Consider the following 21,222-nt stretch of genomic DNA (forward strand, 5'->3'; position numbering starts at 1 on the left):
ATGGATGGGTTCTCTGCGGTGACCGCACATCGTCAGGGAATTTGGAAGATACCGAGAAAGAGCATACCGCACATCTCAAAGCACGCCGGGACCACCAGAGGAACCAGAGCCGTTGCCAGACCTACCCTCAAAGACAGAGAGGGGAAGCGCGAAATGCCCCAGAGTACGGGCAATCCCAGAGAGGACAGAAAGGCGGTGCGCGTCAGATCAGCGGAGTAATCAGAAGAGTCAGAGGTGAAAAGCTGGAAGACTCCCATCAGCACGGCCAGCACGGTTGCCAGTGCGGGCAGGACGGCCCAGCGGCGATCCCCCACCGCCAGCCAGCCCAGAAGCCAGCCCGCCACAAGAAAAGACGCAAACCAGCGAGGATCTTGCAACAGATAAAGGCCGGACACAGCCTTTAGCCTTCCTCAGTCTGCCGCTTCAATGCTGTCGTTGTACTCGCGTGGATCAGAGATAAAGCCGCTGACTGCGCTGGCTGCGACCGTTGCGGGCGAGGCCAGATAGATGGCCGCCGTGGGATCGCCCATGCGCCCCACGAAGTTGCGGTTGGTGCTGGAAATGCACACGTCGTCCGGCCCCAGCACGCCGCTGTGCATGCCCAGGCACGCGCCGCAGCTTGGATAACTCACGCTGGCCCCGGCGTCCACGAAGATTTCCAGCAGGCCCTCGCTGGCCGCCTGCTTCCAGATCAGTTGGGTGGCGGGGACCACGATCATCTGCACGCCCTCGGCCACCTTGCGCCCCTTCAGGATGCGGGCCACGTCGCGCAGGTCGCCGATACGCCCGTTGGTACAACTGCCAACATAGGCGTGGGTGACGGCAATCTTGTCGCTGCCAGCCACGCGCCCGTTGCTGGGAATGTTCGGATAGGCCACGGTGGGTTCCACAGCGGAGGCATCCACATCGACAACCACGCGGTATCTGGCGTCTGCATCCGAGGTGTATTCGGTGTAGTCGCCGGGGCTGATGCCGCGCTCTTGCAGGTAGGCGCGGGTGGTGTCGTCCACCGCCACGATGCCCGTCTTGCCGCCCGCCTCAATGGCCATGTTGGTCAGGGTGTAACGCCCTTCCATATCCAGGTTGTCGATGTACTCGCCCACCCATTCCATGACCAGATAATTCGCGCCGTCCGCCCCGATGCGCTTGATGACTTCCAGCACCACGTCTTTGGGCGTCACGCCCGGTTGCGTCCGGCCCGTGACCCGGATCAGCATGGTCTCGGGGACCTTGAACCACACGCGGCCCGCGTAGATGGCCCCGGCCAGATCGGTGCTGCCCACGCCCGTGGCAAAGCAGCCCAGCGCCCCGGCGTTGCAGGTATGGGAGTCGCCGGACACCAGCGTCTGCCCCGGCTTGATCAGACCGGTGTTCTCCAGCACCACATGGGCAATCCCGCCGCGCCCCACGTCATAGAAGTGCTTGATGCCCTTTTCCTTGACCCAGCTCTTGAGCTTCTGGTACATCTGCGCGGCCTTGATGTTCATGGCTGGGACCGAGTGATCGGGAATGGCCACGATCTGATCGGGATTGAAGACCCGGTCCATGCCGCGCTCCTCCAGCATCCGCAGGGCGGCAGGCGTGGTGATCTCGTGGCACAGCACCCAGTCGGTCTTGCACTCGATCAGTTGGCCGGGCACCAGCACGTCATGGCCGCTGTGGGCCGCCAGAATCTTTTCCGCAATCGTCATTCCCATGTGTCGTTCCTCCCCATCACCAAAGCTCTTCCATCGTCAAATCTTCCAGGCGCGCTGCTGGCGCTTTTCCGCCGCCGTGACCCGCTGAACCTGCCCGCGAGTCTAGCGCCTGACCGGATGCGTGCGGCCCGAGGTGGGATAGATGGGCCGCCGCGCTTCATCCACCGTTGGCCGTTGAGCACGAAGGTGAGACGCGGCTCTAGCCGCAACCCGCGCCGGGCCGCTAAACTATGGGCTGTGCTGAATCTGCTGCGGAAGCCCGCTGTCCATGCCGCCGAACTCGATGAGGGTCTGGCCGCGCTGGGACTGGACGGCACGCAGCACCTGATCGTCCACGCCAGCCTGAAGTCCTTTGGCACGCTGGACGGCGGCCCCCGGACATTGGTGGATACGCTGTGGCGGCGCACGGCCACGCTGGTGGCCCCAGCCTTCAGCTATAACACGCTGCTCAACCGGCCCAGCAGCGTGGCTCACACCAAATTCCACCGCGACACCCGCGTCAGCCGCGACATCGGGCGGGTGTCGCAGGAACTGGTGGAGCGGCGCGACGCCCTGCGCTCGTTTCACCCCACCCTCAGCTTCGTGGCGCTGGGAGACGAGGCGGCGCGGATCACGGCGGCCCAGTTGCTGAACAGCCCGTACCAGCCCATCGGGGCGCTGTATGACCTGAACGGCTACGCGCTGCTGATCGGTGTGGATTTCGGCAGCAACACCAGCGTCCATTACGGTGAGTATCTGGCCGGAATCCCGATGCTGACGCGCTACGTGCCGCTGGACGGTCAGGTGTTGCCCACCGCCTTTCCCAACTGCTCGGCGGATTTCGACAACCTGCTGCCGGAGATGGAGTTTAAGTTCCGCTCGGCGCGCGTCGGCCCGTCCACGCTGCGACTGTACCGCGTGCGCGATCTGGTAGACAGCACCGTGCGCCTGCTCCAGCGCGACCCCGAGGCATTGCTGTGTCAGTACAAGGGCTGCCGCTGTCAGGAAGTGCGTCAGACGGTGCGGCGTGACGGGCTGAAGCCCCGGCTGCATGTGGGGCTGTAAGGCTTCACTGCATCAGGAACTGAGCCACGCCCACGCCTCCTCCTCGTTATGAACAAAACGGATCAGCGGGTGGAATGAATGTTCGTGGGCCAGTTCCGCAAAACGTTCGCCGTGCGCCGTGAAATCCGGCAGCACCAGCGCCACGCGCAGGCGGTAATTGGTGAACTTCTGGAACGCCTCGCCCGCCAGCCCGGTCTTCAGATCGAGGAACTCCGGCGAAAGGTCCGCTTCAGTCAGGATCAGGCCGTCCAGACCGTAGGCCGCGCCGATCAGGGTGTGGATGTCGTCTAGACCACGCAGGGAGAGGCCCAATTCACGGACGGTCTGAATTCTGGGGGCTTCATCTGGGTTCATGCTGAATGCAGCGTAACAAAGCCTGTGTCTGCGAAACTGAGCGCATGACCTCTTCTGACCACATTCCCGACAACCGCAGCGAACGCGCCCAACTGGCCTTTGCCCGCCTGCTGCCCAAACTGTTCCGGGGCGGGCAGGCGTTCGTGGGGGTGGAGGCCAGCCTGAGTGGCCTGGATGCAAAGACGGCGGCTCGTGTGCCGGACGGACTGCCGCACAGCGTGCTGGGGCTGCTGGCGCATGTGAACTGGTGGAACCGCTGGATGCTGGACACCATCGAGATGGGACAGGCCCAGCCCTACCCCACCCACGCCGCCGACACCTGGCCGGAAGTGGAAGCCGACGACTGGGGGCGCGTGAAGAACGAGTTCTACGAGTTGCTGGCCCGCGTGGACGCGCACGCTTCAAGGCCCGATCTGGCCAACCCGGTCAACCACGAGGAAACGATTGGCGAGCTTCTGGCCGACTTCGCGCTGCACACCGCCCACCATTTTGGGCAGATCGTGACCGTGCGGCAGTTGCTGGGCGCGTGGCCCCCCCCCGGAGGAGGCGATAGCTGGTGAGCGAGGCTCAGACGGGCGGAATCTTCAGCAAGGCAGTGGGCAATCTGTATCTGGGCGGCCCGGCCAACGTGTCCTGGGAACACGCGCTGGAAGGGCTGGAGGCAGGGGACGCCACGCGCGTTCCTGAGCATCTGCCCCACAGCGCCGCGCAACTGGTGGCGCACGTCCAGTTCTGGCAGGCGCATCTGCTGGACACGCTGGCCGGGAAGCAACCCGCCACGCCCGAACACGCCGCCGGGGGCTGGCCCACGCCGGGCGACTGGGAAACCCTGCGGGTCACCTTCCTGCGAGACGCCGCAACATTGCGTGCCCACGCCCGCGATTCCGAACTCTGCGCCGCCCTGAACCGCGAGGGCGTGCCCCACGCCGCCCTGCTGACCACCTACGCTGGACACAGCGTCTACCATCTGGGGCAGGTGGTGGCCGTCCGGCAGGCGCTGGGGCTGTGGCCGCCGCCGGGTGGGGGCGATACGTGGTGACGCAGCAGAACAGCAGAGAGCGCGGCTTCGAGGTGGTGTCTGACGCACACCGCACACACCCAAATACCGAGATTCACCTGCCCAGCCGGGGTTCACGTCACTCTGCCGGATACGATCTGCATACGCCGACGGGCTTCACGCTCCCGCCTGCGGCCACTGCCATTGTCGTCACCGATCTCAAGGTCTATATGCAGCCAGACGAGGTTCTGTCGGTCTACCCGCGCTCGTCCGTGGGCCTGCGCGGGGTGATGCTCACGAACACGGTGGGCATCGTGGACGCCGACTATTACGCCAATGCTGCCAACGACGGCAACATCCGCCTCTCGCTACACAACATCGGCCCGGAGACATTCACGGCGGGGGCGGGAGACCGCATCGCGCAGGCCATCTTCACGAAGTACCTGCTAGCCGATGGCGACGACTTCGCGGCTGGCCCCGAACGTCAGGGCGGGCACGGCCACACCGGACGCTGAGGCGGCTGACCGCATTCAACCCTGATCTCGTTCAACCCTGGCCCCATTCAATTCCAGGCCCATTCAACTCTAGGATAGCCCCATGTCCAACGTCTTCTACCGCTCGCGCAAACCCTACCCTGTCGCCAGCCATGCGGAGGGCGTCTACATCTTCGACGACAGCGGAAAGCGCTATCTGGACGGCAGTTCCGGCGCGCTGGTCGCCAACATCGGGCATGGGCGGGCGGCGGTGGCAGACGCGATGGCGGCGCAGGCGCGGCGGCTGGCCTTTGTCCACGGTTCGCAGTTTTCAAGCGATGTGCTGGAGGAGTACGCCTCCCGCCTCGCCGTCTTTCTGGGGCTGCCCGATTTCCGCTTCTGGGCCGTCTCCGGCGGTTCGGAGGCCACCGAGAGCGCCATTAAACTGGCCCGCCAATACCACGCCGAGCGGGGTGAGACGGGGCGCTACCGCATCGTCACGCGCAGGCCCAGTTACCACGGCGCGTCGCTGGGGGCGCTGGCGGCGTCCGGCATGGGCGCGCGGCGCGAGCTGTACACGCCGCTGATGAACGAGGCCGCGTGGCCCAAACTCGCCAAGCCTGACCCGGAACTGTCCGGCGAACAGGATGCCGAACGCTTGCGGATACTACTGGAAGAACTGGGACCAGACACGGTGGCCGCCTTCATGTGCGAGCCAGTGGTGGGCGCTTCGGACGCAGCACTGGCCCCGAATACGGGCTATCACGCACGAATTGTCGAAATCTGCCGAGAATACGGCGTGCTGTTCATTGCCGACGAGGTCATGTGCGGCATGGGCCGCTGCGGAACGCCGCTGGCCGTGCGGCTGGGCGGAGAGGTGACACCCGACATCGTGGTGCTGGGCAAGGGGCTGGCCGCCGGATACGCCCCCCTGGCCGGATTAATGGCCAGCCCCAGCGTCCACGACACTGTGATGAACGGCTCCGGGGCCTTCAAACACGGCTTTACCTACGCGGGCCACCCGATCAGCGTGGCGGCGGGCCTGAGCGTGCTGGACATCGTCGAGGATGAACAGCTTGTGGAAGCGGCAAACGAACGGGGCGCTCAGCTTCTTGGAGGTTTACAGGCGTTGAAGGCGAAATACCCGCAGGTTTTAGAGGCGCGCGGTCACGGGCTGCTGCTGGGACTGGTCCTGGGCGATCCCACAACCGGACAGGCGTTCGAGACTCCGGGGCTGGCGGACCGGGTGGCAACGGCGGCGCGGGCACGCGGCCTGATCACCTACCCCGGCTCCGGCGCGGTGGACGGCGTGCGTGGCGATCACCTGCTGCTGGGGCCACCGCTGAGCATCACGGCGGCGGAGGTGGAGGAAATGCTGGCGGGTCTGGACGGGGCCTTGGCAGACACGCGGGGCTGAGGGCGGAAACGCTGGTCACACGCCCCCTCACCCTTCCGGCGCTGCGCGCCTCCCTCCCTCTCCCACAAGGGGCGAGGGGATAAAAACCGCCGCGACCTGCGCACCGCTTCCCATGTTTTCCCACACCCTACAGCCCACACCCCATCTACCGTTTCCGCCGCTTCTCCGCCCCCACCAGACGCACAAAATTCAGCAATCGGGGCGCACGGTTCCAACGCTTGCGGTCCCCGGCGACGCGCCAGACCCATTCCACGCCCAGTTTGCGGGTCCAGGCGGGGGCCAGCACCGCTGTTCCGGCCAGCACGTCAATCACGCCGCCGCAGCCGATCATCACTGGGACGCCCAGCACGCCGCGCCACTGCTGGTTAAAGACCTCCTGCCGTCCCGCGCCCATCGCGGTCAGCAGCAGATTCGCGCCGCTTTCGCCCACCAGCCGGGCCACCCGCTCGTCGTCCTCCGGGCCGAAGTAGCCGTGGTGGATTCCAGCCACCGTGACGCCGTAATCGCGGGCTGCGTTCTGCGCGGCGGCCTCGGCCACACCGGGTTTTGCGCCCAGGAAGAACACTCGCAATTCCGCGCCGTGTTCTTCCATCAGGCCCGTGACGATATCGAAGCCCGGGGCGCGCGGCACCTCCTGACTGTGAAGCTGTTTGGCCGCGTACACAATGCCCACGCCGTCCGCCGTGACCAGATCGGCGTCCTGAACGGCCTGGGCAAATTCAGGATGACTGCGCGACTGCACGATAATTTCCGGGTTCAGGGTGACGACGGTGTGCGGCGCGCGGGCCGGGTCCGCCAGCCAGCCGCCCAGCAGCGTCAGCGTGCCTTGCAGATCAATCACGTCCAGCGGCAGACCAAACAGCCACAGGCGCGGGCGGGGGGCAGGAGAGGACATTCGAGAAGGATTCTAAACGTTCGCGTCCTACAGGGGCGTCTGTTTCTTGGCTTCGGGGGAGGGACCAGAAAGAGTGCGCCGCAGAAAATACCCTGGGAAACCGCCCAGCAACGGCGTTCCTCCCCTGGCACTGCGCCCCCGCTTGCGTTCCCCCGCACCAATTGCGGCATACTGACCTACATATGTTGCCCGGAGCATTTGGAACCCTGCCTGAGACGGCGCAGGCACAGGTCATGGCGGCGGGGCGGGTGGGGCGCTGGGCGCGGGCCGGGCTGCTGTTTCACCCGGAAGACGCCGCCGAGACGCTGTTTGTGATCCTGCGCGGCGCGGTGCGGCTGTACCGCCTGGGGTCCGGGGCGCGCGAGGTCACGCTGGACGTGCATGGCCCCGGCGCGCTGCTGGGTGTCTCGGCCCTGACCCCCGGCGAGAGCTACAACGTCTACGGCGAGGCGATGGACGACGTGGAGGCCCTGATGCTGGGCCAGGACGCCCTGCACCGCCTGACGGGCGCGCAGCCTCCCGTGGGCGTGGCCCTGACCGAGCAGATCACCCGCCAGACGCGGGGCGTGCAGGAACGTCTGTCCGGGCTGGTCTTTTTAGAGGTCTCGCAGCGGCTGGCGCTGGCGCTGCTGAATCTGGCCGAACGCGAGGGCGGCTGGCCGGAGGAAGGGCCAATTGCCCTGAAAGACCGCGTTTCGCACCAGGACCTGGCCTATGTGGTGGGCAGCACGCGTGAGACGATTACCAAGCTGCTGGGAGACTTCCGCACGCGTGGGCTGCTGGACCTGGGCTACCGCCGTATTATCCTGACCGACAAGGGAGGTCTGCAAAGGGCTTCGCGGGAATCGCTGCGCTAGGCAGGGCTTTTGAGATAAATCAGCAACTGGTCCCCGGTTTGCGCCGGGGCGGGAAGGAATGGGCAGTATGGCGCGGAATATAGCGGCGGAATACAGGGCCGGAGGGCTGGAAGAGTTCTTCCGCCTGCCGGTGGACGCAATGAAACAGGCTCAGGTCGAGGTCAGGCCAGATATTGACCGGGGGGCGCTGGCAGAGGCTTTGCGCCAGTATCACCAGGGTCTGGGAACGCTGGACAGGACTGTGGAGGAGGCGCTGTCACGGCTGGCCCACCCTGCCTCCAGAGTCGTCGTGACCGGGCAGCAGGCGGGGGCACTGACCGGCCCGGCCTACAGCGTCCATAAGGGCGCAGACGCCGCGCTGCTGGCCCGCAGCCTGAACACCGAAGATGTCCCGGTGGTGGCCGTGTACTGGGTGGCCAGCCAGGACCACGACGCGGCAGAGGTGGCCAGCACCAGTCTTCTGGACATGGCAGAAGTGCTGCACCACCTGACCCTGGACGTGCCCGAAGGTGTGCCGGTGGGCCGCGTGCCGTGGCAGCAGGAATGGACCGCTCAGGCGCTGGCCCTGCTGGACGCTTTCGATGCGCCGCTCGAATACATCGCCGCCGTGCGGGCGCGGCTGGTACGGGCGGTAGAGGCGGGCGGCAGTTACGCCGATGTCTTTGCCCGCCTGATTCACGGTCTGCTCTCCCCTGCCGGATTAGTCGTTCTGGACCCCCTGCACCCCACGATAGCCCGGTTGATGGCCCCCACCCTGGCGCGTGAATTACAGAACCCGCTGGCCTCCTCGAAAGCTATTGAGAACGCTGCGGCGCGACTGACGGCACAGGGCTTCGTGCCGCAACTGCGCCGCGCGGCAGGAGCGACAAACCTGTTTATCGAGGAAGAGGGTGGCCAGCGGCGACTCCTGAAACTGGACGGACAGACCTTCAGCACCGAGAGCCGCGAGTACACCCGCACCGAATTGCTGGCTGTGCTGGAGGCCGATCCCAGCCGGATCACTCCAGCGGCGGGCCTGCGCCCGGCAGTGCAGGACGCGCTGCTACCCACGCTGGCCTTCGTGGTGGGACCGGGGGAAATCGCGTATGGAGCGCAACTGCGGGAAGTCTACGAACTACACGGCCTGAAGCAGCCGTTGCTGTGGCCGCGCCTGACCGTGACGTGGCTGGAGCCGAACGTGGCCCGTCTACTGAGGCGACTGGGCGCAACCGCCGCCGAGGTTCAGGCCGATCCCGAAGGCGTCCTGGGCCGCGCCCTGGCCCGTGAACGCGGCGCGGCGGCGGTCACATCCGAGAAACTGGCGGAGATAGACGCCCAGCTCCGCGCCGTGATGGACGAAATTGCCGCCCTTGATCCCACTCTCGTCGGCGCGGCAGAGCGCACCCGCTCCCGCGTGATCGGGCGGGTGGGCCGCCTCCAGACCCAAGCGGTGCGCGCCCTGGCACGTCAGGAAAATGACCGCAGCGGGCAACTCACCCGGCTCAAGGCACACCTGCTACCGAACGGCACACCCCAGGAACGCGAGATGAATTTCCTGACCTACCTGCTCAAGCACGGCGAGAAACCGTTGGAGCTACTGCTGGCGCTGGAGCCGGGGTGGCGGGGAGAAATCGAGATTCCGTAACCAAGACGGGGAGGAGTGAGAACGTCGTTCCTCCCCACTGCTCGCCTATTCCTTCGGCACTTCCACATCGAACAGCGCCCGCACGAATTCCTGGCTGTCGAAGGGTTGCAGGTCGCCCGCGCTCTCGCCCACACCGATGAATTTAATAGGCACGCCCAGTTCGCGCACGATGGGAATCAGGATGCCGCCCTTGGCCGTGCCGTCCAGCTTGGTAACGATCACGCCGGTCAGGGGAGTGGATTCGTGGAACTTCTTGGCCTGTTGCAAGCCGTTCTGCCCGGTCACGGCGTCCAGCACCAGCCAGACCTCGGCGGGTTCGCCGGGATCGGCCTTCTCGATCACGCGGCGCACCTTCTTCAACTCTTCCATCAGGTTGTGCTTGTTGTGCAGGCGTCCGGCGGTGTCCACGAACAGCAGATCCGTGCCACGGGCGGCGCGGGCAGTGGCGGCGTCGTAGGCCACGGCGGCGGGGTCACCGCCATCGGTGCCCTGCACCACGGGCACGCCCAGCCGGTCCCCCCACTCGCCCAGTTGTGCCCCAGCAGCGGCGCGGAAGGTGTCTCCGGCGGCGAACATCACGCTATTGCCCCGGCCCATGTAGTACTGGCCCAGCTTGGCGATGGTGGTGGTCTTGCCCACCCCGTTGACGCCGATCACCATGATCACATGCCCGTTCGGCTGCACCGACACGCGGCTGGCCTGCGGCGCGAAGCCCAGTTTGCGGAACTCGGCGCGGCTGGCGTTGGGCTCCAATTGCAGGGTCAGGGCGTCCATCAGCGCCTGCTGCATGTTCTTGCCCTCGCTGCGGCGCACGTCCTCCAGAATTTCCTCGGTGGCAGCGCGGCCCACGTCGGCAGCGATCAATGCGTATTCCAGGTCTTCGATGGTGTCCAGACGGTTGTTGAACACGTCCTTGACGTCGTTGCCCATGAATCCGGCGGTCTCGTTGATCTGCGCGCGGGTCTTGCTCAGGCCGCTGCGCAGGCGTTCGAGCCAGCTCACGGACGGTCCCCGGCGGGAGCAGGTGTCGGGCAGGAAAAGAATGGGGCGATCATGCCCCCACCATAGCGCCCGCTGCCGGGGGCAAAAGGGCAATGAGCGGTCAGAATTTCCAGCGTGGAGACTTACGCTTGCGGCATCTCCGCCTCGATGGTGGTGCCCCGGCCCGGCATGCTGAGGACGCGGTACTGGCCGCCCCTGGCCTCCAGGCGTTCGCGCATCTGGGTCAGGCCCAGGCCGCCCGCACTGCTAACCCGTCCAGTGACCGCCTCCAAGTCAAAGCCCGCGCCGTCGTCCTTCACACTCAGGAGAACCCGCCGCGCGCCGCCGTCCAGGGTCACGCGCACCTCGCCCGCGCGGGCATGCTTGGCGACATTGTTCAGGCTCTCTTGCAAAATGCGGAAGACCACGGCCTCGTCGCCGGGCGAGAGATGCACCTCGCCGGTCACGTCCAGACTGCTTTTCATGTTGTTCTGCTCGCCAAAGTCCAGCACGTAGCGGCGCACCGTTTCCAGCAGGCCGTAACGTTCCAGATCGATGGGCCGCAGCGCGAAGATGCTGCGCCGCACTTCCTTGATCTGCTCGCGCAGCAGTGCCGTGGCCGCGCGCACGTCCGCCTCGGCCAGTTCGGGATCGCTGTGCATTTTGCGGGCCACCACGTCCAGCTTGAGGGCCGCGAAGGCCAGCGACTGCGCCACACCGTCGTGGATCTCGCGGGCAATCCGGGCGCGCTCGTCGCTGATCGCCAGTTCCTCGGAATACAGGTAGGCGCGGGCGTTGCGGACCGCCAGGGTGGCCTGCCCGGCCATTAAAGCCAGCAGCGACACGCGGGCCGCCTCGAACACCCCCTCACGCGGATCGCCCAGCATCAGCACGCCCACCAGTCCCTCCTCGTCGCGCATAGGCAGCCCCAGCACGCTGCGGGCCTCGGGGAACACCTGACACGCCTCGGCCCCGGTCACGATCAGCGGCCCGCTGGACTGCGCCACCCGCGCGGCGAAGGCCGGGGCCACGCCGCCGCCGGGCACGTCGTTCCGGCTGGCTCCGTCGCCGCTCATCCCACCACCACCACTGACCTCACCGCGCCGGTCCTGGGCGTATTCCAGCCGCAGCACGCCGTCCTCGTCGCTCAGATACGCCGCGCGGGCCTCGGCACCCACCCGGCCTGCCATCGTACCCGTCACGCGCGACAGCAGACGGCGCATGTTGCGCTCGGCGCGAATGCTCTGGTCCACGCTGTACAGGGTCATCAGGTCCAGAGTGCGCTGGCGGGCGGCTTCCACGCCCGTCGCCACTTCGGCAGCCAGCGCCTGCGCCAGTTCTGCCGTATCGGCGCTGGGCGGGGTCTCGAAGTGCAGCAGCAGCGCGCCACCACCGGGAACACTGACCTTCAACGGGTGCAGGGCGGCGCTGGGGGCGCTGAGCAATGTTTCGCCGCGCGCCGTGCCGCTGAGGCCACCGGGCACGGTCAGGGTGGCGTGGGTGGCCCCAGTCACGCGCACCGCGCCGCGCACCGCCACCTCCAGCACTGCGCCCAGATCAGGTGCGCCGCCCAGGTCGCGCATCAATTCCTGCACCCCCTGCAAGCGCCCGTGAGAGGCGCTGAGCTGCCCGTACAGGTCACGCAATTCAAGCTCGGCGCGTTCGCGGGCACGGGTGCCCTCGGCGATCCACTCCACGCTGAAAAAAGTCGCGGCGGGGCCTACCAGACCGTAGAACAACAGGTGCGCCCACAGCTCACGCTGCCCGTTGCCCAGCAGCGAGATAGTCAGTTCCACCGCGCCCACCACCAGCACGATCAGTGGCGGCAGCAGGTTGCGAACCAGCCGCACCCGGTCCGACAGCGGCGCGCGCGGCACGGCAGGGGGCCGGGCGGGCGGTCTGCGGGTGGCAGGAAGCTCGGTCATGGCCCCAGTCTAGAGGGGAAAGTGCGGCGGGGTCAGTAACTTTCGGTGCGGGCCAGATGGTGGCAGGGGGCCTTGGGTGGGTGAGACGGCTCACGACTGTCCTCTGATACGCAGGCCCTTATCGGAATGCAGGCCCGAAACTGCCGCGCCTCTCCCCGCCGTCCAGCACAACCTTCCTGGCCCCCACTGTGAGCGCGTGGCTTGCCCACTGGCCGGCTTTGCGGTACTACTAGCCCATATGCATGACGCCGTGATGGCCGCCCTCAGCACCGTGAACGATCCCGAACTGCACCGCGATCTGGTTTCGCTGGGCATGATCGAGCGCGCCGAAGTGGTGGCAGGCGTGGCCCAGATCAAGGTCAACCTGACCACCCCCGCCTGCCCCCTGAAAGGTCAGATCGAGAGCGAGGTCCGCGCGGCGGTGCTGGCGGTTCCCGGCGTGAACGACGTGCAGGTAACCTTCGGCGCAACCGTGCGGATGGCTGCGCAGCCTGCGTTGCCGGGGGTCAAGCACGTTCTGCTGGTGGGCAGCGGCAAGGGCGGCGTGGGCAAGAGCAGCGTGGCGGTCAATCTGGCGGCCTCGCTGGCAGCGGACGGCGCGCGGGTGGGCCTGCTGGACGCCGACGTGTACGGCCCCAGCGTGGCGCACATGCTGGGCCAGGGCGCGGCCCGCGTGACCGCCAACGCCGAGCGCAAGATGCAGCCGCTGGAGGCGCACGGCCTGAAATTCATCAGCATGGCCAACCTCTCCCCCGCCGGACAGGCCCTGGTGTGGCGCGGGCCAATGCTGCACAGCGCAGTCCAGCAGTTCATCAAGGACGCGGCCTGGGGCGAGCTGGATTACCTGATCGTGGACCTGCCCCCTGGCACCGGAGACGTGCAGCTTTCACTGACGCAGACCGTAAATGTCACCGGGGCCGTGATCGTCACGACGCCGCAGGACGTGGCCCTGATTGACGCGGCGCGGGCCATCGACATGTTCCGCAAGGCCAGCGTGCCGGTGCTGGGCGTGGTGGAGAACATGAGCTACTTCGTCGCGCCGGATACCGGGAATGTCTATGACCTGTTCGGGCGCGGGGGCAGCCGCAAGCTGGGCGAGCAGTACCCGCTGCTGGGCGAGGTGCCCCTCGACATGGACGTGCGCCAGGACGCCGACGCCGGAATTCCCGCCGTGCTGGCCCACCCGAACACCCCGGCCTCGCAGGCGCTAATCAGTGTGGCGCGCAATCTGGCCGGACAGGTCAGCGTGCTGGCCGTGAACAAGGAGTTGGCACAGTCCCTAGCCGACTTGCCGGACCAGTTGACCGTCGTATGACGGCGGGGTCCAGCAACACGCCTCCCCCTCCCGCGGCCCTGGCCCTCCCAGAGCCGCCGCCCGCCCCACCCGAGCGCACCAAAGTGCGGCTACTGGAGCTGGTGCAGCGCCACGGCCCGCAGACCGCGCAGGATCTGGCCGCGCGGCTGGAGGTCAGCGTGCCCGCCGCGCGCCGTCATCTGGGCGACTTGCAGGAGCAGGGGCTACTGGCCTCGCGCACCGAACGGCCCGGCGGGCGTGGGCGGCCCCAGCATGTCTTCAGCCTGACGGAGCGGGGCGAGGCGGGGTTTCCCCGCAGCTATTCCGGGTTGTGCGTGGACGTGCTGCGCCACGTGGAAGACCTGTTCGGCCAAGGCGCGGTGCTGAAGGTGCTGGACGCCCGCAACGTCGAGATCGAGGCTCGGATGCAGGCTGAAATCCCGAGCCATCTGCCGCTTGAAGACCGGGTGCGGCGGCTGGCGGCCCTGCTGGGCGACATGGGCTTTGATCCCGTGCTGGAACAGGACGGCGCGGACTGGTGCCTGACCCAGCGCAATTGCCCCAATCTGGCGGTGGCCCGGCAATACAGCCAGCTCTGCGACTCGGAATTGAACCTGTATGCCAGTCTCCTGGGCGCGCCCGTGGTCCGTGAAACCCGCATCGCCTGCGGGCAGGGCGGCTGCCGTTACCGCATCGTCGGTTAAACCCAGTCTACTGCCCCCCAAGCTGATCAGAACATGAGACAGTACAGTGGTCCCCAGGACTTCCCTGCCATGACCCAGCATCTGCCCCCCCTCCCCGAACCGCACAGGCCGCTGTACAGCCTGGTGGCCTGGCCCCCGCAGGTGCTGGACACCTGGATGCGCCGGGTCCAGGCCACGCTGAATGTCAGCGGCTTCGGCCTGCCCCACCTGAACCTGCGCGCCCCCTTCCAGACCAGCCTGAGCGGTCCCGATCTAGTGGCAGCCTTCCGTGAGGGCCTGCGCGGCGAACCGGCGCTGGAGGTGCGCGTGCGGGGCTGGAAACGCCTGAGCGGCGTCATCTTCCTGGAGTTCGAGCTGGACCCGGCGCTGGCCGAGCTGCACACCCGCATGCTGGAGATCGGCCCGTCCAGCCGCGCGCCCTACGACGGCCCCGACTACCGCCCGCACCTGACGCTGGCGCTGGGCATTCTGCCGTGGGCCGAGGACCTGCTGTGGGACAGAGTTCAGGTGCTGACGCCTCCGCTGGACCACTTCACCGTCCAGGCCCTGAGCCTGACCCGCGAGGAACGCGGCGAGGTCCAGGAACTCCACACCTTCCCGCTGGTCCTTCCGCCCGAGGAAGACGAGCCAAGAACCGAGGCCGGAGCCGCGCCCAGTTAAATCGCCCAGCTCAATGGCTTAAAGGGCCGCACACGTCTTGCACCGCTTCCCAGGCTCTGCTACTCTGTCCAGGCCCGCGAGAAGACGCCATCTTCCGGTGGGTGTCTGGTCAGCAACATCCTGGCGAGGGTTCTTAGCTCAGTTGGTAGAGCATCGGTCTCCAAAACCGAGGGTCGCAGGTTCAAGTCCTGCAGGGCCCGCCACGCACAACCCCGCATTGCGCGGGGTTTTTTCGTTTCTCTCTGACGGAGAGAACCGGATCTATGGCCCAGAAGTGGAATCCCGGTGGAGTGACCCTTCCTCTGGCAACCGCAACGTCGCCGTGAAGCCCTCTCCCGGCGCACTTTTCAAAGTCAATGTGCCGCCGTGCAACTCGGCGGCGCGGCGGGCCAATGCCAGCCCCAGGCCGTGGCCCTCGCCGCTGCGGCTGGCGTCCGGGCGGTAAAACGCCTCGCCCAGCCGGGCCAGCACGTCCGCCCCCACGCCGGGGCCATCGTCGTGAACAGTGACGGTGGCCCAGCCATCTGCCTCTGCCAACGTCACCGTCACAGTTGCGCCGGGAGCGTGGCGCACCGCGTTCATGGTCAGGTTCCAGATCGACTGGCCCAGCAATACGCGGTCTCCCAGTACCGTTACGGGCTGTGGGGCACTCAGGTCCACGTCCGCCTCTGTATCCGCATCAGGGGCATCCAGATCAGGGACCAGCTCGCGGGCGCGGTCCACGGCGTCGGCGGCCAGCTCGCGCAGGGGCACCGGGGCGCGGGCCAATTGCGAGGCGTCGCGCGCCAGCAGCAGCAGGTGGTTGGTTAGCGTGGACAGCCGCGTGATGTCGGTGCCGATCTCCTGCAAGTCGCTGCGGTAGCGCGCGGGATCCCGGTCACGCGCCAGACTGCCTTCCACGCGGGCGGTCAGGGCGGCCAGCGGGGAACGCAGGTCATGGGCCGCCGCGCGCATGAACGCCTGTTCACGGTCACGGGCGTCGGCCAGTCGGCCAAAGGTGCCTTGTAGGGTCAGCGCCAGCCGCGACAGCTCGTCGTCCTTGCCCGCACCGGGCAGGGGGCGGCGAAGCTGTGCGCCCTCGCCGACTTCGCGCGCCGCATTTTCCAGCGTCCGCACGGGGCGCAGCAGCCGCCCGGCCACCCACCAGCCCACGCCCAGCGCCAGCAGCAGCGCCAGCGGCAGCAGCCACGCCAGCGCCCGCGTGAACGCCTCGCGCGCCTCGCCCAGCGCGCGCGCGTCCGAAATCACGGTCAGCCGCAGGTTGCTGCCCCGCAGTTGTTGCACGGTCAGCAGTTGATCGCCGCTGATTCCCACCCCCATCGGCAGGTCCAGCGGCACGCCAGACGGGAAGCGAGTGGTGTGGACGTCTAACAGTTCGCCGCCCTGCACGCCCTGAATGCGGACCTCGAAGGCCCGGTTCTCGCCGCGCGTATCGGCCAGATTTTCCAGGTCCGCTGGCCGGATCGCCACGCCATCCAGCCCAAAGGGCCAGTTGCGGTCGCTGGCGCGTTGCAGGGCCGCCTCCAGTCGCACGGCGATCACCGCGCTGGTGGTCAGCAGCCGCTCTACCTGGGCCTGCCGCAAAAAGCTGTTGACGGCAAAGAACAGTCCCGTCGCCACCAGCAGCACGGCCAGCCCGGTGGCCAGCGCCGAGAACAGCGCCAGCCTCAGCCGCAGGGTTAGGCGCATGGAGGGGTCTGGCCTCTTCCCTGCCCTGCTCCACTTCCTGTCAACGTTCCACCCGGTAGCCGCGCCCACGCTCACTGCTGATCGCCTCGGGGGCCAGTTTGCGGCGCACATAGCGCACGTACACGTCCACAATGCGGGCCTCGCCACCAAATTCCGGCCCCCACACGCGGTCCAGCAGGTCCTCACGGGTAAACCAGCGTTCGGGCGAGAGGGCCAGTGCCTCCAGCAGCGAGTACTCGCGGCCCGTCACCGCCACCTCTGTGCCGTCCCAGGTCACGGTCCGGGCCACGGTGTCCAGCGTGCCGCGCCCGTCCGCGAAAGTGACCTGCGGCGCGGCCTGACCCCGCTCCCGCCGTGACAGGGCACGCAGGGTCGCCAGCAGTTCCGGCACCGCGAAGGGCTTGACCAGATACGCGTCGCCGCCCAGATCCAGCCCCTGCACCCGGTCGGCCAGTTCGCCGCGCGCGGTCAGGAACAACACGGCGGCCTCCACCCCGCCCGCCCGCAGTTCACGGGCGATCTCGAAGCCGTCCATACCGGGCAACATCACGTCCAGTACGATTAAGGGAAAGTCGCCCAGCAACGCGGCCTCCAGTCCCTCGGGGCCGGTCTGCGCCCAGGTCACGGCATAGCCCGCCTCGCGCAAAGCGCCCACCGTCGGCTCGGCGATGCGCGCGTCGTCCTCTACCAGCAGTAAGCGCATATGGGGCCAGTCTACGGGGCGGCGTTAAGCAGGGGTTAGGCTCAGTTGCCGCTCAGCCCCCGCCACCCAGTCCTCGCCACAGTGCCCAGACCAGCAGACCTGTTCCCAGGATCAGGCTCGCCCCAAGCGCAGGCAAGAGCCACGGCAACCGCCTTTGCAGCGCGGCGCTGCGGGCGCGGGCACTGAGCAGCACCGGCGCAGGCAGCGAACGGGCGGCCAGCGCCAGAATCGCGGGAACCACCAGCAGGTCATCACCGAGGCCCACCACCGGAATCGCGTCGGGAATCAGGTCAATCGGGCTGAGGGCGTAGGCCAGCGCCAGCAGCGCCCCCAGCCTCGCCGTCATAGGGGTGCGGGCATCCCAGACGGCGAACAGCAGGGCCAGCGCGTCGCGCCAGATGGGTTTGAGACGGGTGATCACGCCCTTCTATACGCGGCGCGATGAACCGAAGTTCCAGTCTTCAGCCCCTCGCCCCCGCCTTTTGCTATGCTGTGTCTTCGCAGCGGTTAGGCCCAACAGCCCAGCCGCGCCGGAGGAAAGAGAAAGCGCGACTCAGTCACATGAGTCCAGGTGTACCGCGAGGACACCTCCACAGACACGGGAACACGCACACCACACACCTTTTGGCCCTGCTCCGGCGGGCCGTGTGACCCGTGCCTCCCCCGTTGTCTGGAAGTTCTTTTCTTCCCCGGCAATGGGGCGTTCCCGTTTGTGTCGGTTCTGTGTTAAAGTCCCAAGTTGGTGTGTTGCGCCCCAGGGTGCGGCAGCAAGAGAGGCCACGTCAGGCAGCGTTCCGGCGTCGGCAGCACAAGGAAGGTAGACGATGTTTGCAATTATTCAGACCGGCGGCAAGCAGTACCGCGTGCAGGAAGGCGACGTGATCCGCGTGGAAAGTCTGGCGGGCGAGGCAGGCGACACCATGGACCTGACCCCCATCTTCGTAGGAGGCGACCAGACCCTGTTTGGCGACGCCGTGAGCAAATTTGTGGTCAGTGCCGAAGTGGTGGAGCACGGACGCGGCCCCAAGATCTACATTCGCAAGTACAAGAGCGGCGTGCAGTACCGCCGCCGCACCGGCCACCGCCAGGATTTCACGGCGATCAAGATCACGGGCATCAAGGGTTAAGGGGAGGCTGAACTGATATGGCACATAAGAAAGGCGTAGGTTCGTCCAAGAACGGACGCGACAGCCAGCCCAAGTACTTGGGCGTCAAGAAGTTCGGCGGCGAAGTGGTCAAGGCCGGAAACATCTTGGTCCGCCAGCGCGGCACCAAGTTCAAGGCCGGTCCCGGCGTGGGCATGGGCCGCGATCACACCCTGTTTGCCTTGGAGCATGGCCGCGTCGTGTTCACCAACCGTGGCAACACGGGCCGCTTCATCAGCATCGAAGCCGCGAACGCTGCACCCACCGAAATCGCTGCCGACTAAAGTCCAGTTGCTGGGCAGGAGCCGGGGGCCTGCGGGTTTCCGGCTCTTTTTGAATTGCTTCCCTTCCCATTAAACCCCACGCAGGTGTATACTTCTGCGGTTGCCCGCTACGCACAAGTGACGTGGCGGAGGAGGCACGCACATGAAAAAAGACATCCATCCCAAAGCCGTTCCCACCAAGATTATTTTTCAGGGCAAGGTCATCATGGAAACCATGAGCACCCGTCCCGAGATTCACGTCGATGTCTGGAGCGGCGTTCATCCCTTCTGGACCGGCGAAGAACGCTTCTTGGACACTGAAGGCCGCGTGGACAAGTTCAACAAGCGCTTCGGCGACAGCTACCGCACCAAGAAGAAGTAAGTCCCAGGTTTTTCAAAGATGCCCTGCCCCTGTGGTGGGGCGTTTTCTATGGTCATCAGCCAGAGGCGGCGCAGGTTTGGCATACTCTCCAGGTGCTTAGATCTCCTTTCCACGGCGGTCACCTCGAAGTGATCGTCGGCCCCATGTTCAGCGGCAAGAGCGAGGAGCTGATCCGCCGCGTGACCCGCTCGCTGATTGCAAAACAGAACGTGCTGGTCTTTAAACCCGCGCTGGATGACCGCTACCACGCCTCCGCTGTCGCCAGCCATGCCGGGCGCAGCGTACAGGCGCTGGCCGTGCGGGGCGTGGCCGACATCCGCGCCCACCTGTCCGGCGAAGGCCGCCTGCTGGGCGCGGAACCGGGAGCGGAAAAACCGCCACTGCCCGACGTGGTAGGCATCGACGAGGTGCAGTTCTTCGACGCGGAGGTGGTGACGCTGGCGCTGGAACTGGCCGACGCCGGGGTGCGCGTGATCCTGGCCGGACTGGACCTTGATTTCCGGGCCGAGCCGTTCGGCCCCATGCCCCAACTGCTGGCCCGCGCCGAGAGCGTGGAAAAGCTGACGGCCATCTGCACGGTCTGCGGCGCACCTGCCACCCGCTCCCAGCGCCTGATCGGCGGCCAGCCCGCGCGTTACGACGACGCGGTGGTGCTGGTGGGCGCGCAGGAGAGTTACGAGGCCCGCTGCCGGGTGCATCACGCGGTCCTGGGGCAGCCCACGCCGCAATCTCAGGGCGAGGAACAGGTGGTGGGGGCGTAGAGCGATTCAGCAGTTCACGACAAGAAAAGCGGGAGAAGCCCAGATGTGGCCTCTCCCCTCCTGTGTGCTGTGACTGCTAGAAGGTATAGCCCTTGGGCACCACCACCACGCCGTTGTCGGTGACGGTAAAACCACGCGCCCGGTCCTCATCAAGGTCCAGACCGATCTTGGTGCCGGGTGGGATCACCACGCTCTTGTCCACGATGGCGCGGCGCAGGTGCGAGTGCCGCCCGACCTCCACCTCATCGAACAGCACGCAGCTCTCGACGGTGGAGTACGAGTGGGTGTGGATACCGCGCCCCAGCACGCTGTCGCGCACAGTGCCCCCGCTGATGATGGTCCCCCCGGCCAGAATGGTGTTGAACGCCTGGCCCTTGCGGCCATCGCTTTCATGCACGAATTTGGCGGGTGGGGAAAACTCGCTGCTGGTCCGCAGCGGCCACTCGGCGTTGTACAAACCGAATTCAGGGTTCACGCTGACCAGATCCATGTTGGCCTCGAAGTAGGCGTCCAGCGTGCCCACATCGCGCCAGTACAGGTTGGGGCCGGTCTGACCGGGAATGGGGTTCTTGTGGAAATCATAGGCCATGACGGTGTAGCCGTCCGACAGGGCGCGCGGAATCACGTCGCCGCCGAAGTCGAAGCCGTCCTGGCCGTCGCCCATGCTGGTGACCAGCAGTTCTTCCAGCGCGCGGCGCGAGAAGATGTAGTTGCCCATGCTGGTCAGGCTGATGCCGGGCTGCCCCGGAATGCTGGGCGGGTTGGCGGGCTTTTCCAGGAAGTCCGTGACCTTCCATTTCTCGTCCACATGCATGATCCCAAACTGGTGGGCCTGCTCCTGCGGCATCGGGTAGGCCGCGATGGTGATGTCGGCGCGGGTGTCGATATGCGTCTGGATCATATGTTCGACGTTCATCTTGTAGATGTGGTCGCCGGAGAAAATCGCCACATAATCGGCCTTGTTGTTGTCCAGCAGGTGCAGGTTCTGGTACACCGCGTCCGCCGTGCCCCGGTACCACACCGGCCCCAGTTCCTCGATGCGGTACATCTGCGCCGGAACCAGGGTGATGAAGTAGTCGCTGAGGAAGGTGCCGAAGCGCCAGCCGCGCTGAATATGCTCGGTCAGGCTCTGTGCCTTGTACTGGGTCAGCACGTAGATGCCGAACAGCCCCGAGTTGATGAAGTTGTTGATGGCGAAGTCGATGATGCGGTACTTGCTGCCGAAGGGCACGGCAGGTTTGGAGCGCTTCTGCGTCAGCGGGGCCAGCCGCGATCCCTGTCCCCCGGCCAGAATCATGCCTAGTACGCGTGGTTTCATGTCTTACCCCCTGTAAGGTGGTGCTGTAGAAAGCGTCGC

The 21,222-nt window shown here is 66.5% G+C and carries 24 protein-coding genes and 1 tRNA gene; 15 read left to right on the forward strand and 10 right to left on the reverse strand.

The features are described from left to right. Positions 1-32: 32 nt before the first annotated feature. On the reverse strand, positions 33-395 hold the full coding sequence (locus DAAJ005_RS13765) for a hypothetical protein (protein WP_192930771.1): 363 nt from the start codon (positions 393-395) through the stop codon (positions 33-35). A 15-nt stretch (positions 396-410) separates the two neighbouring features. Then, positions 411-1,697: a 3-isopropylmalate dehydratase large subunit gene (locus DAAJ005_RS13770; RefSeq protein WP_151847613.1), complete on the reverse strand. Its 1,287-nt coding sequence runs from the start codon at positions 1,695-1,697 to the stop codon at positions 411-413. A gap of 237 nt (positions 1,698-1,934) precedes the next feature. On the opposite strand from DAAJ005_RS13770, the gene DAAJ005_RS13775 reads away from it, so the two are divergent. Then, positions 1,935-2,741 (forward strand): AAC(3) family N-acetyltransferase, encoded by an 807-nt coding sequence (locus DAAJ005_RS13775; protein WP_151847614.1) that lies wholly within the window; start codon positions 1,935-1,937, stop codon positions 2,739-2,741. A 12-nt stretch (positions 2,742-2,753) separates the two neighbouring features. On the opposite strand, the gene DAAJ005_RS13780 is transcribed toward DAAJ005_RS13775, so the two are convergent. Then, positions 2,754-3,095: a DUF4180 domain-containing protein gene (locus DAAJ005_RS13780; RefSeq protein WP_151847615.1), complete on the reverse strand. Its 342-nt coding sequence runs from the start codon at positions 3,093-3,095 to the stop codon at positions 2,754-2,756. Between the two features lie 44 nt (positions 3,096-3,139). On the opposite strand from DAAJ005_RS13780, the gene DAAJ005_RS13785 reads away from it, so the two are divergent. The 4 genes from DAAJ005_RS13785 (at position 3,140) to DAAJ005_RS13800 (ending at position 5,982) form a co-directional block, all read left to right on the forward strand. Beyond that, complete coding sequence (locus DAAJ005_RS13785) at positions 3,140-3,655, forward strand: DinB family protein (RefSeq protein WP_151847616.1); 516 nt, start codon at positions 3,140-3,142, stop codon at positions 3,653-3,655. Further along, a complete protein-coding gene (locus tag DAAJ005_RS13790) occupies positions 3,652-4,134 on the forward strand; it encodes a DinB family protein (protein ID WP_226342432.1) in 483 nt (160 codons plus the stop codon). Before DAAJ005_RS13785 ends, DAAJ005_RS13790 begins: the two co-directional genes overlap by 4 nt. Further along, entirely contained in the window at positions 4,131-4,607 is a 477-nt protein-coding gene (locus DAAJ005_RS13795; RefSeq protein ID WP_151847617.1) for a dUTP diphosphatase, read from the forward strand. The genes DAAJ005_RS13790 and DAAJ005_RS13795 overlap by 4 nt, the downstream gene beginning before the upstream one ends. An 82-nt stretch (positions 4,608-4,689) precedes the next feature. Next, positions 4,690-5,982, forward strand: a complete 1,293-nt coding sequence (locus DAAJ005_RS13800; RefSeq protein ID WP_151847618.1) for an aspartate aminotransferase family protein — start codon at positions 4,690-4,692, stop codon at positions 5,980-5,982. Between the two features lie 145 nt (positions 5,983-6,127). Here the strand turns inward: DAAJ005_RS13800 and DAAJ005_RS13805 are convergent, their stop codons facing one another. Continuing rightward, entirely contained in the window at positions 6,128-6,877 is a 750-nt protein-coding gene (locus tag DAAJ005_RS13805; protein WP_151847619.1) for a WecB/TagA/CpsF family glycosyltransferase, read from the reverse strand. Between the two features lie 182 nt (positions 6,878-7,059). Here DAAJ005_RS13805 and DAAJ005_RS13810 point away from each other — a divergent pair, with 182 nt between their 5' ends. Continuing rightward, a complete protein-coding gene (locus DAAJ005_RS13810) occupies positions 7,060-7,734 on the forward strand; it encodes a Crp/Fnr family transcriptional regulator (RefSeq protein WP_151847620.1) in 675 nt (224 codons plus the stop codon). A gap of 67 nt (positions 7,735-7,801) precedes the next feature. Beyond that, positions 7,802-9,358 carry a bacillithiol biosynthesis cysteine-adding enzyme BshC gene (bshC, locus tag DAAJ005_RS13815; protein WP_151847621.1) on the forward strand — a complete coding sequence of 519 codons (1,557 nt, stop codon included), beginning with the start codon at positions 7,802-7,804 and terminating at the stop codon, positions 9,356-9,358. A gap of 45 nt (positions 9,359-9,403) precedes the next feature. Here the strand turns inward: bshC and ftsY are convergent, their stop codons facing one another. Together ftsY and DAAJ005_RS13825 are read right to left on the reverse strand one after the other, a co-directional pair. Then, complete coding sequence (gene ftsY, locus DAAJ005_RS13820; protein WP_151847622.1) at positions 9,404-10,360, reverse strand: signal recognition particle-docking protein FtsY; 957 nt, start codon at positions 10,358-10,360, stop codon at positions 9,404-9,406. Between the two features lie 122 nt (positions 10,361-10,482). Continuing rightward, positions 10,483-12,264 (reverse strand): GAF domain-containing sensor histidine kinase, encoded by a 1,782-nt coding sequence (locus DAAJ005_RS13825; protein WP_151847623.1) that lies wholly within the window; start codon positions 12,262-12,264, stop codon positions 10,483-10,485. Positions 12,265-12,502: 238 nt separating this feature from the next. On the opposite strand from DAAJ005_RS13825, the gene DAAJ005_RS13830 reads away from it, so the two are divergent. From DAAJ005_RS13830 to DAAJ005_RS13845, 4 genes are all read left to right on the forward strand, one after another. Further along, on the forward strand, positions 12,503-13,579 hold the full coding sequence (locus DAAJ005_RS13830; RefSeq protein WP_151847624.1) for an Mrp/NBP35 family ATP-binding protein: 1,077 nt from the start codon (positions 12,503-12,505) through the stop codon (positions 13,577-13,579). Next, positions 13,576-14,262, forward strand: a complete 687-nt coding sequence (locus DAAJ005_RS13835) for a metalloregulator ArsR/SmtB family transcription factor (RefSeq protein ID WP_151847625.1) — start codon at positions 13,576-13,578, stop codon at positions 14,260-14,262. The genes DAAJ005_RS13830 and DAAJ005_RS13835 overlap by 4 nt, the downstream gene beginning before the upstream one ends. A 69-nt stretch (positions 14,263-14,331) precedes the next feature. After that, positions 14,332-14,922, forward strand: coding sequence for a 2'-5' RNA ligase family protein (locus DAAJ005_RS13840; RefSeq protein ID WP_151847626.1), 591 nt, complete (start codon positions 14,332-14,334; stop codon positions 14,920-14,922). A gap of 127 nt (positions 14,923-15,049) precedes the next feature. Then, positions 15,050-15,125, forward strand: a tRNA-Trp gene (locus tag DAAJ005_RS13845). Between the two features lie 58 nt (positions 15,126-15,183). On the opposite strand, the gene DAAJ005_RS13850 is transcribed toward DAAJ005_RS13845, so the two are convergent. The 3 genes from DAAJ005_RS13850 to DAAJ005_RS13860 are packed head-to-tail and all read right to left on the reverse strand — an operon-like array spanning position 15,184 to position 17,735. Beyond that, a complete protein-coding gene (locus DAAJ005_RS13850) occupies positions 15,184-16,611 on the reverse strand; it encodes a HAMP domain-containing sensor histidine kinase (RefSeq protein WP_151847627.1) in 1,428 nt (475 codons plus the stop codon). 40 nt (positions 16,612-16,651) lie between these two features. Further along, on the reverse strand, positions 16,652-17,314 hold the full coding sequence (locus DAAJ005_RS13855; protein WP_151847628.1) for a response regulator transcription factor: 663 nt from the start codon (positions 17,312-17,314) through the stop codon (positions 16,652-16,654). Positions 17,315-17,366: 52 nt separating this feature from the next. Beyond that, positions 17,367-17,735, reverse strand: a complete 369-nt coding sequence (locus DAAJ005_RS13860; protein ID WP_151847629.1) for a YkvA family protein — start codon at positions 17,733-17,735, stop codon at positions 17,367-17,369. 403 nt (positions 17,736-18,138) lie between these two features. On the opposite strand from DAAJ005_RS13860, the gene rplU reads away from it, so the two are divergent. From rplU to DAAJ005_RS13880, 4 genes are all read left to right on the forward strand, one after another. Continuing rightward, positions 18,139-18,441: a 50S ribosomal protein L21 gene (gene rplU / locus DAAJ005_RS13865; protein WP_029483010.1), complete on the forward strand. Its 303-nt coding sequence runs from the start codon at positions 18,139-18,141 to the stop codon at positions 18,439-18,441. A gap of 17 nt (positions 18,442-18,458) precedes the next feature. Continuing rightward, the gene (rpmA, locus tag DAAJ005_RS13870; protein ID WP_029483009.1) at positions 18,459-18,743 is read left to right on the forward strand and encodes a 50S ribosomal protein L27; all 285 of its coding nucleotides are present in this window, start codon (positions 18,459-18,461) and stop codon (positions 18,741-18,743) included. Positions 18,744-18,885: 142 nt separating this feature from the next. Next, positions 18,886-19,104 carry a 50S ribosomal protein L31 gene (rpmE, locus tag DAAJ005_RS13875; RefSeq protein WP_151847630.1) on the forward strand — a complete coding sequence of 73 codons (219 nt, stop codon included), beginning with the start codon at positions 18,886-18,888 and terminating at the stop codon, positions 19,102-19,104. A gap of 92 nt (positions 19,105-19,196) precedes the next feature. Beyond that, positions 19,197-19,865, forward strand: coding sequence for a thymidine kinase (locus tag DAAJ005_RS13880; protein ID WP_151847631.1), 669 nt, complete (start codon positions 19,197-19,199; stop codon positions 19,863-19,865). Between the two features lie 76 nt (positions 19,866-19,941). On the opposite strand, the gene glgC is transcribed toward DAAJ005_RS13880, so the two are convergent. Then, a complete protein-coding gene (glgC, locus tag DAAJ005_RS13885) occupies positions 19,942-21,183 on the reverse strand; it encodes a glucose-1-phosphate adenylyltransferase (RefSeq protein ID WP_151847632.1) in 1,242 nt (413 codons plus the stop codon). Between the last annotated feature and the right edge of the window lie 39 nt (positions 21,184-21,222).

The organism is Deinococcus sp. AJ005 (assembly GCF_009017495.1).
Lineage (GTDB): Bacteria > Deinococcota > Deinococci > Deinococcales > Deinococcaceae > Deinococcus.

Excerpts from the sequence above, each read along its gene's own strand:
- DAAJ005_RS13780 (WP_151847615.1), bottom strand. The coding sequence starts at position 3,095 with ATGAACCCAGATGAAGCCCCCAGAATTCAGACCGTCCGTGAATTGGGC.
- rplU (WP_029483010.1), top strand. The coding sequence starts at position 18,139 with ATGTTTGCAATTATTCAGACCGGCGGCAAGCAGTACCGCGTGCAGGAA.
- DAAJ005_RS13785 (WP_151847616.1), top strand. The coding sequence starts at position 3,140 with ATGACCTCTTCTGACCACATTCCCGACAACCGCAGCGAACGCGCCCAA.
- DAAJ005_RS13800 (WP_151847618.1), top strand. The coding sequence starts at position 4,690 with ATGTCCAACGTCTTCTACCGCTCGCGCAAACCCTACCCTGTCGCCAGC.
- DAAJ005_RS13840 (WP_151847626.1), top strand. The coding sequence starts at position 14,332 with ATGACCCAGCATCTGCCCCCCCTCCCCGAACCGCACAGGCCGCTGTAC.
- DAAJ005_RS13810 (WP_151847620.1), top strand. The coding sequence starts at position 7,060 with ATGTTGCCCGGAGCATTTGGAACCCTGCCTGAGACGGCGCAGGCACAG.
- DAAJ005_RS13770 (WP_151847613.1), bottom strand. The coding sequence starts at position 1,697 with ATGGGAATGACGATTGCGGAAAAGATTCTGGCGGCCCACAGCGGCCAT.
- DAAJ005_RS13830 (WP_151847624.1), top strand. The coding sequence starts at position 12,503 with ATGCATGACGCCGTGATGGCCGCCCTCAGCACCGTGAACGATCCCGAA.
- rpmA (WP_029483009.1), top strand. The coding sequence starts at position 18,459 with ATGGCACATAAGAAAGGCGTAGGTTCGTCCAAGAACGGACGCGACAGC.
- glgC (WP_151847632.1), bottom strand. The coding sequence starts at position 21,183 with ATGAAACCACGCGTACTAGGCATGATTCTGGCCGGGGGACAGGGATCG.
- DAAJ005_RS13805 (WP_151847619.1), bottom strand. The coding sequence starts at position 6,877 with ATGTCCTCTCCTGCCCCCCGCCCGCGCCTGTGGCTGTTTGGTCTGCCG.
- DAAJ005_RS13855 (WP_151847628.1), bottom strand. The coding sequence starts at position 17,314 with ATGCGCTTACTGCTGGTAGAGGACGACGCGCGCATCGCCGAGCCGACG.
- DAAJ005_RS13825 (WP_151847623.1), bottom strand. The coding sequence starts at position 12,264 with ATGACCGAGCTTCCTGCCACCCGCAGACCGCCCGCCCGGCCCCCTGCC.
- DAAJ005_RS13835 (WP_151847625.1), top strand. The coding sequence starts at position 13,576 with ATGACGGCGGGGTCCAGCAACACGCCTCCCCCTCCCGCGGCCCTGGCC.
- rpmE (WP_151847630.1), top strand. The coding sequence starts at position 18,886 with ATGAAAAAAGACATCCATCCCAAAGCCGTTCCCACCAAGATTATTTTT.
- DAAJ005_RS13850 (WP_151847627.1), bottom strand. The coding sequence starts at position 16,611 with ATGCGCCTAACCCTGCGGCTGAGGCTGGCGCTGTTCTCGGCGCTGGCC.
- bshC (WP_151847621.1), top strand. The coding sequence starts at position 7,802 with ATGGCGCGGAATATAGCGGCGGAATACAGGGCCGGAGGGCTGGAAGAG.